We start from the raw sequence: 12,504 nt of genomic DNA on the forward strand, positions 1-12,504 counted from the left end.
GCTCAGCGCAGGGCTGCCGCCACCGCATCGCTAAGCGGCGTGGTCGGACGCCCGATCAGCGCCGAAAGCGTCTTGCTGTTGTCGAAGAGCGCCCCTTCTCCCGCACAAGCATCGGAATCGGCGAATATCTGCGCGACCGGCGTGGGCAGGCCCACCTGCTCCAGCATCTGGGTATAGGCCTCTTTGCTCATCGCGGCGAAGGGAACGTCCTTGCCCACCTGCGCCGAGACTTCGGCGGCGAATTCCGGCATCGTAAAGGCTTCGTCGCCGGCCAGCTCATAGACCTTGCCCGCATGGGCGTCATCCGAGGCCACGACCGCGATCGCCTCGGCGTAATCGGCGCGCGTCGCCGGGCTGACCTTGCCCGAGGCATTGACCCCGGCCACCGCCCCCGCCTGCAGCGCCCCGGCCAGCGTGCCGGTGTAGTTCTCGATATACCAGCCATTGCGCAGCACGGTCGTCGGCAGCGGCGAGGCCGCCAGCACCGCCTCGGTGGCGATATGGTCCTGCGCCAGAAGCATCGGCGAGGCCTCGCCTTTCAGGATCGACGTATAGACAAGGCGCCCCACGCCCGCCGCCTCGGCCGCCTTGATGACATTGCCGTGCTGTCCTGCCCGGTCGTTGAAATCGCTCGACGAGATCAGCACCAGCACGTCGATCCCCGCCAGCGCAGGCGCCAGCGTCTCGGGCTTGTGGTAATCGAAGGGCCGCGCCTCGATGCCCAGATCCGCCGCCTTGGCGGTATCGCGCACCAGAGCCACCAGCGTGGCGCCGGGGGCGCGGGATTTCAGTGCGTCGATTGTCAGGCGGCCAAGCTGGCCGGTGGCGCCGGTGACGGCAATTGTCTGGGTCATGATGGTCCTCATCGTGCTTGATACAGGACAGATAACACCTTACTTACAAATCGTAAGTACCCACAAAAATGTTAGTGTGCAGAAAGGCTTTCCATGGCCAGCCCCGACCAGACCGCCGAAACGGCCCGCGCGATGCTCGATGCGTTCGCCAAGGCCGATGTGATGGCCGCCGAATGTCCCTCGCGCGCCTTGCTTCAGCACCTGACGTCGCGCTGGGGCGTGCTGGTGATGGCCGCTCTCGCCACCGGAACGCACCGCTTCGCGCAGCTTCGCCGCCGGATCGGCGGGGTGAGCGAGCGGATGCTGTCCCAGACCCTGCAGCAGCTCGAAGGCGACGGATTCGTGCATCGTCACGATTACGGCGAAGTGCCACCGCGCGTGGAATACACACTCACCCCGCTGGGACATGAGGCGGCGGGGCATATCCTGTCGCTGGTGGGATGGCTCGAAGACAGCCTGCCCGCGCTTCTCGCGGCCAAGGCCGAACGGGCCGCTATTGCGACGCCGGCCCGAACCGCTCCAGCATCCGCTTGAGGATCTGGTCGCGCGTCTGGCGATAAGCCTGCAACTTGGTCTCGCGCGTCTCGCCCAGCCCGGTCGGGTCCATGATCGGCCAGTATTCGACGTCGATATGCGCGTAACGGGTGAGCTCCAGCGCCGCGCGCTGGCTGGCAGGCGACAGCGCCACGATCAGGTCGAACCCCGACAGATCGTCGCCCCAGTCCATCATCTCCTCGAACGAGCGCGAGCGGTGCCGCGACAGCTCGACCCCCTTCTCGGCGCTCACCGCGATAGCGAAGCCGTCGATATCCAGATCGTTGTGAACACCGGCGGACTGGACATAGGCGCGCTGGCCATAGAGCTGCTTCATGAAGCCCTCGGCCATCGGGGAACGCACCGCGTTATGATCGCAGCAAAACAGGACGGAACTGGGAAAACCCTCTCCCATCACGCACCGCGGTTGAGAACGCTGATCAAGGTGAACAGGCGCCGCGCGGTGTCGAGATCGATCTCGGCCTTGCCCTCGAGCCGCTCCTGCAAGACCCGCGCGCCCTCGTTGTGGATCCCGCGCCGGGCCATGTCGATCGCCTCGATCTGGCTGGGCGGCAGGCGCTTGACGGCCTCGAAATAGCTCGCGCAGATCTGGTCGTAATCCTTCACCACCTGCTTGAACGGCCCCAGAGACAGGTGCAGCTCGCCCACCCGATCGCCGCTTTCCTGCGCTACCTCGACCACCAGCCGCCGGTCGCGGATCGCCAGCGCCAGCCGGTAGGGCCCCTCGGGCACGGCGCGCCCCTCGCGCGACGGCAATGTAAAGGAATTGTCCTCGAGCAGGTCGAAGACCGCGACCTTGCGTTCCTGCTCCATCTCGGGCGTGACCGGCGGCAGACCGGAATCGTCGATGTCGATATGGCAGATACGGCTCATGGCAAGGCTCTCACGTCAGGTCCGACGGTCATGCAACACCCCCGCCGCCGGATCAAGCGCGATGACGAAGCCGCTCCCTGCGCCCGCATCTTTGATCCACAAATATCCTCGGGGGGTGAGCGCGCAGCGCGAGGGGGGCAGACAGCCCCCCTCGCGCTGCGCGCCAAACGCGCCATCTGCAACCGGGTCGACTGCCCGCAAACGAAAAACGGGGGCCCGAAGGCCCCCGCTCTCGTATCCGGACAGGATCGCGTGTCACTCGCCGAGGCGGGTGATGCGGCCGTCGGTAAAGGGCTCGTAGGGCTGGTGGCTTTGCAGGTAGTCCACCAGCACATCGGCCAGATCCGGGCCGAAATCATAGGCATTGCTGGCCTCGTCGCGGAAGATCGCGTAGCCGTCGCCGCCATTGCGCATGTAGTCGTTGGTCACGACGCCATAGGTCGCCTCGGGGTCGATCGGCAGCCATTCGCCATCGGCCTCGACCATCACGTCCGACACGCGGCTTCCCGCTTCGGCGGCCGGATCAAAGGTGTATTTCAGGCCCGCCACCTGCGCGAAGCGGCCCGCGCCATCCTCAAGCTGGCTCACGCCGTTTTCCAGCGCGGCGACGATATTGGCGCCCGACAGCTCGAACGTGGCCAGCGTGTTCTGAAACGGCAGGACCGAATAGACCTCGCCCAGCGTCACCACGCCCTCGTCGATCGAAGAGCGCAGACCGCCCCCGTTCTGGATGGCGATGGTCACGCCCTGATCCGCCACGCGGTCGAGCATCGCATCGGCCACCAGCGTGCCCATCGAGCATTCCATCTGACGGCAGATACTGCGGTCGCCTTCGATCAGACCCGCGGATTCGGAGACGGCCTGATTGCGGAATTCGTCGATCGGACCGGCCAGACCGGCGACCCATTCGGCGATCTCGGCATCGGGTTCGACCTCGGCGGTGATCGGAATCGCATCGCCCGAGGCGTAGACCAGATTGCCCTCGTCATCGAGTTCCAGCACCAGATGGCCCAGATAGCGGCTATAGGCGCCCGCCGTCACCACCGGGACCAGCGCGCCGTCTTCGGCATCGACCCAGGTCGGATAGGGGCCGTCGCGATCGGGGTCCGAGGCCGACAGGTAGGTATGGCTGTGCCCGCCGACAACGGCGGCCAGACCCGGCACCTGCGCCGCAATTTCCTGATCCTTGCGGTAGCCGACATGGGTCAGTGCGATGATCGGCGCGGCGCCTTCGGCCTGCAGCTCGGCGACGGCGGCATTCAGCGCCTCGATCTCGTCATTGAAGGTGACGGTCGGTCCGGGCGACGAGGTCTCGACCGTGTCGGTGGCCAGCGCCGAGACGATGCCGATCCGCATGTCGCCTTCTTCGATGATCGTGTAGGGCGCGACGCGGCCCGCCAGCATTTCCGCGCCCGACACGTCAAGATTCGACGACAGGATCGGGAAGCTCACATTGTCGAGGAACACGGCCAGCCCTTCCGGGCCCAGATCAAATTCGTGGTTGCCCACCGCCATCGCATCGACGCCGATCCGCTCGAGCAGCTCGGCTTCGACCTCGCCGCCATAGGTGGTGTAGAACAGCGACCCCTGCGAGGCATCGCCCGCATCCAGCACGATGACCGGATCGCCCTCGGCTTCGATGGCCGAGCGCATCTGGTTGACCAGCGTATAAAGCCGCGCGGCGCCACCGAAGCACTCGCCCGCCGCCTCGGATTCGCTCGAACAGGTGGAGTTGTAGCGGCTGACCGATTCGATCCGGCTGTGGAAATCGTTGAAGTGCAGAATATGCAGGTCGGTCGCGAAGCCGGGCAGCGTGCTGGCTGCGACCAGCGCGGTCGAACCGAGCAGCGCTTTGAACTGGGTGTTGAAGGACATCATATACCCCTGATGGATTTTTTTCTCGTAGGTCAAAGATTGCGCGGCTGAGGAACGAAGTCAAAGCCTCACCGCAGGGTTTCGCCACGGCAGGTGACACAGGCATGACGGGTGGACCGTCCCGGCGCGAAATCCTGCCCATTGACCGGGCGTCACGCTTTCGGCATGAGCAGGTCATGCTGATTTACAAGATCTTCCGCCGCTCCGAATGGGATGCCTTCGTCGTCGCGGGCCACACGGCGGGCGCGCCCGTCGATCTGGCGGACGGCTATATTCACCTGTCGACCTCCGCGCAGGTGGTCGAAACCGCCGCCAAGCACTTCGCGTCGGAAAGCGACCTCGTGCTTCTGGCGCTGGAAAGCGACACGCTCGGCGACGCGCTGAAATGGGAACCGTCGCGCGGCGGCGCGCTGTTTCCGCATCTCTACCGCGCCATGACGACCAAGGATGTGCTATGGGACAAATCCCTGCCGCTTGGCGCCGCCGGTCACATCTTTCCCGAAGGCGTGGTCTGATGATCGAGAAACTGGGCCTGTGGGCCATGCACCGGATCGACCCCGAACAGGGGCACGGACTGGCCCTGAAGGCGCTCAGATCAGGGCTGGTGCCGCTGCCCGGTCAGATCAGTTCGGCGCGGCTTCGTACCGAGATCGCCGGGCTGCAACTGCCCAACCCGGTGGGCCTTGCCGCCGGGTTCGACAAGAACGCCGTGGCGCTGGCGCCGCTGGCCCGCGCGGGGTTCGGCTTTGTCGAGGTCGGCGCGGCGACGCCGCGCCGGCAACCGGGCAATCCGCGCCCGCGCCTGTTCCGGCTGTCCGAAGACCGCGCCGTCATCAACCGTTTCGGCTTTAACAACGAGGGCGCGCAGGCCATCGCCGCGCGCCTCGCGCAGCGACGCGCCGGGCCGGTAGTCGGGCTGAATCTGGGGGCCAACAAGGACAGCACGGATCGGGCCGAGGATTTCGCGCGCGTGCTGGAAACCTGCGGTCCCTTCGTCGATTTCGCCACCGTCAACGTGTCGTCCCCCAATACTGAGAAACTGCGCGACCTGCAGGGGGCCGAGGCCCTGCTGGGCCTTCTGCGCGGTGTCATCGCGCGCCGCGATACGCTCGAGCGCCGGATCCCCGTCTTCCTGAAGATCGCGCCGGATCTGAACGATCAGGAATTGTCCGACATTGCCGGCGTGGCGGTCGAATGCGGTCTGGACGCGGTAATCGCCACGAACACCACGCTGGACCGCGAAGGTCTGAAAAGTGCGCATCGGGGCGAGGCAGGCGGGCTTTCCGGCGCGCCATTGTTCGAAAAATCCACCCGCGTGCTGGCCCGCCTGTCGCAGCTTCTGGACGGGCGCGTGCCCTTGATCGGCGTGGGCGGGATCGCCTCGGCCGACGACGCCTATGCCAAGATTCGCGCCGGGGCCTCGGCCGTGCAGCTTTACTCGGCGCTCGTTTATGGTGGCATGTCGCTGGTGCCCCGGATCGTGCACGGGCTGGACGCGCTTCTGGAACGCGATAACTTTGCCCATGTACGCGACGCCGTCGGCACCGGGAGGGATGAATGGCTGTAGAGATCTGGCACAATCCGCGCTGCTCGAAATCGCGGCAGGCGCTGGCCTATCTGGAAGACAAGGGCATCACCCCCGAGGTGCGGCTCTATCTGAAGGACCGCCCCTCGCGCGATGAAATCCGCGAGATGCTGGGCGCGCTCGACCTGCCCGCGACCGAGCTTCTGCGCAAGGAAGGCGCGGCGCTGAAGACCGAGGTCGAAAGCGTCATCATTAACGCCATGGCCGCCGATTCCTCGCTGATCGAACGCCCGGTGATCCGCAACGGCAACCGCGCCGTGATCGGACGCCCGACCGAAAAGATCGACGAGATCCTCTGACCTGCCACGAACGGCTCTTGCTGGCTCAGCCCGCCGTTCTGACCGCGCGCACGGCAAAGACGCAGGCATCCGTCGGCAGTTGCGGCACCGTCGCGCAAAGTCCGCGTGCGATGTTCCACGCTGCCAGCACGCGCGGCACGTAATCGCGCGTCTCGGCATAGGGCGGGACGCCGCCATTGCGCCGCACCGCGCCCTCGCCCGCATTGTAGCCCGCCAGCGCCAGCACGATGTCGCCGTCGAACTCATCAAGAAGCCAGTCCAGATAAGCCACGCCGCCCCGGATATTCTGTTCGGGATCGTTGGCATCCGCGACGCCGAACCGCGCGGCGGTGGCGGGGATCAGTTGCATCAGCCCCTGCGCGCCCGCATGGCTGACCGCGCCGACCCGCCCCGCGCTTTCGACCGAGATCACCGCCAGCGCCAGCGCGGGCGACACCCGCGTGCCGACCGTCGCCATCAGGATCGCGGCGTTATGCGCGGCGGCGATATCCTGAAGGTGCTGCACGCCGGGTTCCGGCACGCGCCGGTCGTCGGGGGCATCGCGCAGGGCCTCCATCGCGGCCAGAAACCGCCCCTGTCCCTGCGCCAGATTGGGCGAGACCGCGTCCCAGAACCAGCCGAACCGCGCCCCGTCCGCGCCCGGCGCGGGCAGTGGCTGGGCCGCGCGCGTGACGGAACTGTCGAGCGGCGCCACGGGGTCGGGCGGGGCAAGGCGGCGCGCCTGTTCCTCGGGATCGACCTGCACGTCGATCCGGCTGCGCCCGTCCTGCGGCGCGACCCCGATCCTGCGAAACGTGAAATCGCCCTGCGGCGCGACCTGAGCGATCGCGGGAAGCGGGGCGGACAGCGCAAAACAGGCCAGCCCAGAGAGGGCGGCCACCAGAAGGCTGCGACGGATGGGCAAGCTGCTCGGCATGGCCCCGGATTGTTGTTTTTCCGTTATGGACACTACCCTGCCAGAAAACCGCGAGTCGCAAAAGCCCCGCGTCAGGCGCGTAGGGCCAGGGCCCGGCCATTCTGTACGGCAAATGCGGCTTTGGCCGGAAGCAATGGCAAGGTCTCACCCAACCGGCACCCGAGTCGCGCCCCCGAATCGTCCTTTTTCCCGGCGACCTGTGCCCATGCCGGGCAAACGCAGTTTCCGGTTTGGCGCCCTATCCGACCCGCCAGACAGCATCGTCGCGCCACCGGAGACAAGTCACGAAATGACGCGAGCCCTGCCTTGTTTCCGTCGGAATTGACACCCGATTACGCCCCGAACCGGACCGATAAGGAAGCTGCCAAGAACGAAGCCGGTAACACATCCCAACCCCATCCGGTTTCGGTCAAGGCAAGACGTTCATAGTACCTTGTTCTCTGGAGAGACTAACATGACCTTCCTGACCAAACTGAAAACCTTCGCCGCCGATGAATCGGGCGCCGTCACCGTCGACTGGGTCGTGCTGACCGCCGCCATCGTCGGCCTCGGCCTGGCCGTGATCACCTCGGTTCGTACCGGCGTGGGCAGCCTCGGCACCGACATCTCGAACTCGCTGACCAGCGCCTCGGTCGCGACGCTCGGCACGCTCGGCGTCAGCAACTAAGCGCGGGCGACACGCCTTTGATGACGCGGCCACCCCACGGGGTGGCCGCTTCCATATCCGGGATCGGCCATCGGGCCGGGGGACAGGGCGGCCGGGCGACACGGCGGGCCCTATCTTTGCGACCACAACCTCAGCGTGATTTTCACAAAGCTGTCACCGATCGGCCTGGAAGAGCCACGTTGTCGCCCTATTCGATTGTTACAACCTATTAGTGTTCATACCCGGTTGCGCTGAGGCGCTCTCGGGTCAAGCGTACAGGAGCGAACGATGCGTGCCCTCCAGATCGGAATCCTCGGGATTGGTCTCGGCCTTGCCGGTTTCGGCGTCTACATGGCGCAGAACTATGTCAGCCAGACACAGGCCGCGATTGCCGCAGCTCAGGCACGCGGGGCTGATCAGGTGTCGATCCAGACCGTGCCCGTGCTCGTCGCAACGCGCCAACTTCGTTATGGCGAACCGATCGGCCCGGACGCGGTTCAGGTCGTTGACTGGCCCGCCGCCGCCGTGCCGCAGGGCGTCTTTCAGGACATCAACGTGCTGATCCCCGATCCCAGCCGCCCCCGTATCGCCCTGCGCGCAATGGAGCCGATGGAGCCGCTGCTGGATCTGAAGGTCTCGGATCCCGGGCAGGCCGCCGGTATCGCCGCGATCCTGACGCCGGGCCTGCGCGCCTTCACTATCCGTGTGGACCAGAATAGCGGGATTTCCGGCACACTGCGCCCGTCCAACACCGTCGATATCTACTGGACCGGTCGCGGCGCCGAAAACGGCGAGGTTACGCGCCTGCTGTCGTCGGGCGTCCGCATCATCGCGCTGGACGAAAACGCCGATCAGGACCGCAATTTCCAGGGCGTGCCCCGCTCGATCACGGTCGAGGCCACGCCTGAAACCGTCGCCACCCTGGCACAAGGTCAATCCACCGGGCGGCTGTCGCTGTCGCTGGTGGGTCTCGACGATGACTCGACCCCCACGCAGATCCAGGTCGACGGCCGCAGCTTGCTGGGGATCGAAGAAGCGCCTGCGCTTCAGGCCCCCGAGCGCTGCACCGTGCGGACGCGCCGGGGCTCGGAAGTGGTGATGATCGAGATCCCCTGCACCAACTGAGCAGGGCCCTGAACGCGGTTCCGCCAGCGCTTTCAATCCCCGATTGCGTCTTTCGGGCAACAGGCGCGCCCCCAATATCTGGGGGCGCGCCTGTATTCCGACGCCAGACCTCGGCACAGATTTGTCGATCTACGCGAAAGACGCGCCGCAATCATTTGAATCTTGCAAAAAAAATCGGTTTCCCGCATCCTTCAGACAAAGCGCCCGTCAGAGGCCGATACAAATCGTGATCGAGAGGCAGGATCACATGACCATGAAACGGACGATCGCGTCGGTGATGACACTGGCGATTGTTGGCCTCGGGCAGGCCATCCTTCCCGCCACTCCCGGCTGGGCGCAGACGATGCGCGTGTCCTCGGGGCGGGCGCAGGATACGCTGGCCGTCGCGATGAACCGCGCGGTAGTGGTGGAAACCGATACCCCCTTCGTTGAATTGTCGATCGCCAATCCCGGCATCGCCGATATCTCGACCCTGTCGGACCGCTCGATCTACGTGCTCGGCAAGGCACCGGGACGAACCACACTGACCATCCTCGGGGCAAATGGCGAGCTGATCGCCAATGTCGAAGTGCAGGTCACCCCCGATGTGGCCGAGTTCCGCGAACGCCTGCGCCAGATCCTGCCCAGCGAGCAGATCGAAGTCCGCACCGCCAATGACGGGATCGTGCTGTCGGGCATCGTTTCCTCAGGCGCCCGTCTGGACGCAGCGCTGCAACTGGCCGAGCGGTATGCCCCCGGCCGGGTCTCGAACCTGATGAGCGTCGGCGGCACCCAGCAGGTGATGCTGCGCGTGCGTTTCTCGGAAGTGCAGCGCTCGGCCGCGCAGAGCCTTGCGGCCAGCCTGTCGGCCAGCCATGGGCGCTCGCAGGTCGGCACCGGCCGCTTCGGCACCGAAGCCCTCGGCACTGCCGGTCTGGCGATCCCCACGATTGAAAACAGCACCGAATCCCAAGGCGTCATCACCGGCGGCTTCTCGATCGGCGCGGTGCAGTTTCAGGTCATGCTGGAAGCGATGGAATCGAACGGGCTTGCCCGGACGCTGTCGGAACCCAGCCTGACCGCCCTGTCGGGGCAGGAAGCGCATTTCCTTGCCGGTGGCGAGGTTCCGGTGCCGGTGATCGGCGACTCGGGCAGCGTGACCATCGATTACCGACCCTTCGGCGTCGAGCTGACCTTTACCCCGCGCGTGGTCGATGGCGACGTGATCAATCTGTCGCTCGATGCGATGGTGTCGAGCCTCGACAGCTCGAACTCGGTCACGACGGGCGGCGTTTCTGTCCCCGCCTTCCGGGTGCGCCAGACCTCGACCACGGTCGAGATGCGAGACGGCGAAAGTTTTGCCATCGCCGGCCTTCTGCAAGACGATTTCCAGGGCTCGATCGGGCAAGTTCCGTGGCTGGGCGACATCCCCGTACTGGGCGCGCTGTTCCGGTCCTCGGATTACCAGCGTTCGCAGAGCGAGCTGATGATCTTCGTCACCGCCCATCTGGTCAGCCCGACCCGCGGCGAGGCGCTGCTTCTGCCCACCGATCGCGTCCGCCTGCCCAACGAATCCGAGCTGTTCCTGAACGGTCAGCTGACCGGCGGGACCACGGGCGCCTCCGAAGTCGCGCGGCAGGATTTCCGCGGCGGCTACGGCTATGTGATGGAGTAAGCGATGACCCTGCCCCGCACCACAGCCCCCCTGATGATCTCGCGCCGCGCGATGCTGCTGGGCCTGGCCGGCGGCACACTGGCCGCCTGCGATACGACGGGCGAGGTCGGCGCCTTCGTCGATGAGGGCGCCTTCGGCACCCCCACCGCGCATAACCTGCTGATCCAGACCGGGCAGCTCGATTATGCGGTGATCCTTGCCGAGCGTTTCGCACGCGAAGTCCCCAACACGGTGAATTTCGCGTTCGACAGCGCCCAGCTCGACGAAGCCGCGCGTTTCGTGCTGATGCGTCAGGCAAGCTGGATGGCGCAGTTCCCCGAACTGGCCTTCCGCGTCTTCGGCCATACCGACCTTGTCGGATCCGAGCGCTACAATCAGGGCCTCGGACTGCGCCGCGCGCGTGCCGTGGCCTCTTATCTGGTGAGCCTTGGCATCAACCGCCACCGCGTGCAGGCGGTCGTGTCCAACGGCGAAACCCAGCCCCTGATCCCGACGCCCGTGCGCGAACGCGAGAACCGCAGGGCGGTGACCGAAGTGTCGGGCTTCGTGCAAAACCATCCCCGGATCCTGAACGGCGAATATGCCCATGTCGTGCACCGGGAATACGTTGAGAGTGCCGTCCGGGCCCCGGATGTTCCCTGATACCTCTGCCGGGTTACCCTGTCCGGCACACCTCGCAACGCCCTGCCGACCTGTTCGGCAGGGCGTCTGCTTTGTGATGAAGCGCCAGACAATTACGCTTTCTTAGCCCCATTATCGCCAAGATTGTCACCGAGGTTGAGCAAGTCTCCCCATCCGTCCGGCCCCTTTGGCCGCGCGGCGCGGGCGGGACGGTTCAGGTGCCATTGCCCTGCAAAATGCAGGGACGGAGGATAAGAAAAATGTCGAGCGCAAGCACCAGCAAGCAACTTGCCCCTATCCGGGCCTGTACGATCTCGCGTGACGTGCAGAACTTCGATCTGCTGATCGAGGATATGGAGCTTGAACTGGGCGAAAGCTGGGGCGATCTGTCCTTTCCCAACGCGTTGAAATTTCTAGACCAACCCGATGCGCGGGGGATGGAATTCATCGCCATCGCGCTGGATGACGACGACGAGCCGAACATGGCGCTGGTCGAAGCGCTGATCCAACGGGCCAACACGCTGGATATCGCGGTGCTGGTCATCGCCGAAGAGCTGGGGCCGATCACGCTGCACCGGCTGCTGCGCCTCGGGGCCAGCGATTTCGTCCCCTACCCGCTGCCCGAAGGCGCGCTTCATGACGCGATCCAACGCCTGCGCACCCCGGTGACCGAGGTGTCGAATATCTCGGCGCAATCGCGGATGATGCCCAGCGCGTCGCAGAAAATGGGCGCGGTCTATGCCGTGCAGCCGCTTTCGGGCGGCTCGGGCGCCACGACCTTTGCCGTCAACCTTGCGTGGGAAATCGCGAATTCCGGGAAAGAGGCGCCCAGCGTCTGCCTGCTGGATTTCGACCTGCAGACAGGGTCGATCGCCACCTATCTCGACCTTGCCCGGACCGAAAAGGTCTACGAGTTGCTGTCCAACACCGCCGTGATGGACCGCGATTTCTTCATGAACACGCTGCAGACCTTCAACGACCGGCTGAAGGTGCTGACAGCCGCCGCCGACATGCTGCCGCTGGATCTGATCACGCCCGATGACATCGACCGCGTGATCACAATGGCGCGGGCGAATTTCGACGTGGTCATCATCGACATGCCCGGCACCGTCGTGCAATGGACCGAAACCGTGCTCAACGACGCCGATTGCTATTACGCGACGATGGAGCTCGACATGCGCTCGGCCCAGAACGCACTGCGGCTGATCCGCGCACTCAAGGCCGAAGACCTGCCCCTGTCGAAGCTGCGCTACGTACTGAACCGCGCGCCCAAATTTACCGACCTGTCGGGCAAGGCGCGCGCCAAGCGGATGGCCGAAAGCCTTGATATCGAATTCGAAGTCTCGCTGCCGGACGGCACCGCGCAGGTCACGCATGCCAACGACCACGGCCTGCCGCTGGCCGAGATCGCGCCGAAGAATCCGCTGCTGAAAGAAATCCGAAAAGTCGCGCAGGCTATCGCCGAAGCCACGCACGACCATAGCCGTGCGGCGGCCTGAGG

At 65.5% G+C, this 12,504-nt stretch carries 14 protein-coding genes; 9 read left to right on the forward strand and 5 right to left on the reverse strand.

The features are described 5' to 3' along the window. Window positions 1-2 precede the first annotated feature (2 nt). Window positions 3-854, reverse strand: coding sequence for an SDR family oxidoreductase (locus tag JI664_RS20665; RefSeq protein ID WP_207015680.1), 852 nt, complete (start codon window positions 852-854; stop codon window positions 3-5). Window positions 855-947: 93 nt separating this feature from the next. Between JI664_RS20665 and JI664_RS20670 the strand changes: the two genes are divergently transcribed. Beyond that, window positions 948-1,388, forward strand: a complete 441-nt coding sequence (locus JI664_RS20670; protein ID WP_286174214.1) for a winged helix-turn-helix transcriptional regulator — start codon at window positions 948-950, stop codon at window positions 1,386-1,388. On the opposite strand, the gene JI664_RS20675 is transcribed toward JI664_RS20670, so the two are convergent. From JI664_RS20675 to JI664_RS20685, 3 genes are all read right to left on the reverse strand, one after another. Beyond that, the gene (locus JI664_RS20675; protein WP_207015681.1) at window positions 1,348-1,803 is read right to left on the reverse strand and encodes a low molecular weight phosphatase family protein; all 456 of its coding nucleotides are present in this window, start codon (window positions 1,801-1,803) and stop codon (window positions 1,348-1,350) included. The genes JI664_RS20670 and JI664_RS20675 overlap by 41 nt on opposite strands. Further along, entirely contained in the window at window positions 1,803-2,282 is a 480-nt protein-coding gene (locus JI664_RS20680) for a UPF0262 family protein (protein WP_207015682.1), read from the reverse strand. The genes JI664_RS20675 and JI664_RS20680 overlap by 1 nt, the downstream gene beginning before the upstream one ends. A gap of 255 nt (window positions 2,283-2,537) precedes the next feature. After that, entirely contained in the window at window positions 2,538-4,157 is a 1,620-nt protein-coding gene (locus JI664_RS20685; protein WP_207015683.1) for a bifunctional metallophosphatase/5'-nucleotidase, read from the reverse strand. 176 nt (window positions 4,158-4,333) lie between these two features. On the opposite strand from JI664_RS20685, the gene JI664_RS20690 reads away from it, so the two are divergent. The 3 genes from JI664_RS20690 to JI664_RS20700 are packed head-to-tail and all read left to right on the forward strand — an operon-like array spanning window position 4,334 to window position 6,041. Beyond that, window positions 4,334-4,672 carry a DUF952 domain-containing protein gene (locus tag JI664_RS20690; RefSeq protein ID WP_207015684.1) on the forward strand — a complete coding sequence of 113 codons (339 nt, stop codon included), beginning with the start codon at window positions 4,334-4,336 and terminating at the stop codon, window positions 4,670-4,672. Beyond that, on the forward strand, window positions 4,672-5,724 hold the full coding sequence (locus tag JI664_RS20695; protein WP_207015685.1) for a quinone-dependent dihydroorotate dehydrogenase: 1,053 nt from the start codon (window positions 4,672-4,674) through the stop codon (window positions 5,722-5,724). Before JI664_RS20690 ends, JI664_RS20695 begins: the two co-directional genes overlap by 1 nt. Next, entirely contained in the window at window positions 5,715-6,041 is a 327-nt protein-coding gene (locus JI664_RS20700; protein ID WP_207015686.1) for an ArsC/Spx/MgsR family protein, read from the forward strand. Before JI664_RS20695 ends, JI664_RS20700 begins: the two co-directional genes overlap by 10 nt. Before the next feature lie 25 nt (window positions 6,042-6,066). Here JI664_RS20700 and JI664_RS20705 read toward each other — a convergent pair whose 3' ends face one another. Next, a complete protein-coding gene (locus JI664_RS20705) occupies window positions 6,067-6,957 on the reverse strand; it encodes a lytic transglycosylase domain-containing protein (protein WP_207015687.1) in 891 nt (296 codons plus the stop codon). 454 nt (window positions 6,958-7,411) lie between these two features. Here JI664_RS20705 and JI664_RS20710 point away from each other — a divergent pair, with 454 nt between their 5' ends. The 5 genes from JI664_RS20710 (at window position 7,412) to JI664_RS20730 (ending at window position 12,502) form a co-directional block, all read left to right on the forward strand. After that, complete coding sequence (locus tag JI664_RS20710; RefSeq protein WP_207015688.1) at window positions 7,412-7,624, forward strand: Flp family type IVb pilin; 213 nt, start codon at window positions 7,412-7,414, stop codon at window positions 7,622-7,624. Between the two features lie 267 nt (window positions 7,625-7,891). Continuing rightward, window positions 7,892-8,728: a Flp pilus assembly protein CpaB gene (gene cpaB, locus JI664_RS20715; RefSeq protein ID WP_207015689.1), complete on the forward strand. Its 837-nt coding sequence runs from the start codon at window positions 7,892-7,894 to the stop codon at window positions 8,726-8,728. 247 nt (window positions 8,729-8,975) lie between these two features. Further along, entirely contained in the window at window positions 8,976-10,382 is a 1,407-nt protein-coding gene (locus JI664_RS20720) for a type II and III secretion system protein family protein (RefSeq protein WP_207015690.1), read from the forward strand. Window positions 10,383-10,385: 3 nt separating this feature from the next. Further along, entirely contained in the window at window positions 10,386-11,024 is a 639-nt protein-coding gene (locus JI664_RS20725) for an OmpA family protein (RefSeq protein WP_211201757.1), read from the forward strand. A 239-nt stretch (window positions 11,025-11,263) separates the two neighbouring features. Beyond that, complete coding sequence (locus tag JI664_RS20730; RefSeq protein WP_207015691.1) at window positions 11,264-12,502, forward strand: AAA family ATPase; 1,239 nt, start codon at window positions 11,264-11,266, stop codon at window positions 12,500-12,502. Window positions 12,503-12,504 lie beyond the last annotated feature (2 nt).

The sequence above is a fragment of the Rhodobacter sp. NTK016B genome, assembly GCF_017303295.1.
In the GTDB taxonomy this organism is placed as follows: Bacteria; Pseudomonadota; Alphaproteobacteria; order Rhodobacterales; family Rhodobacteraceae; genus Pararhodobacter.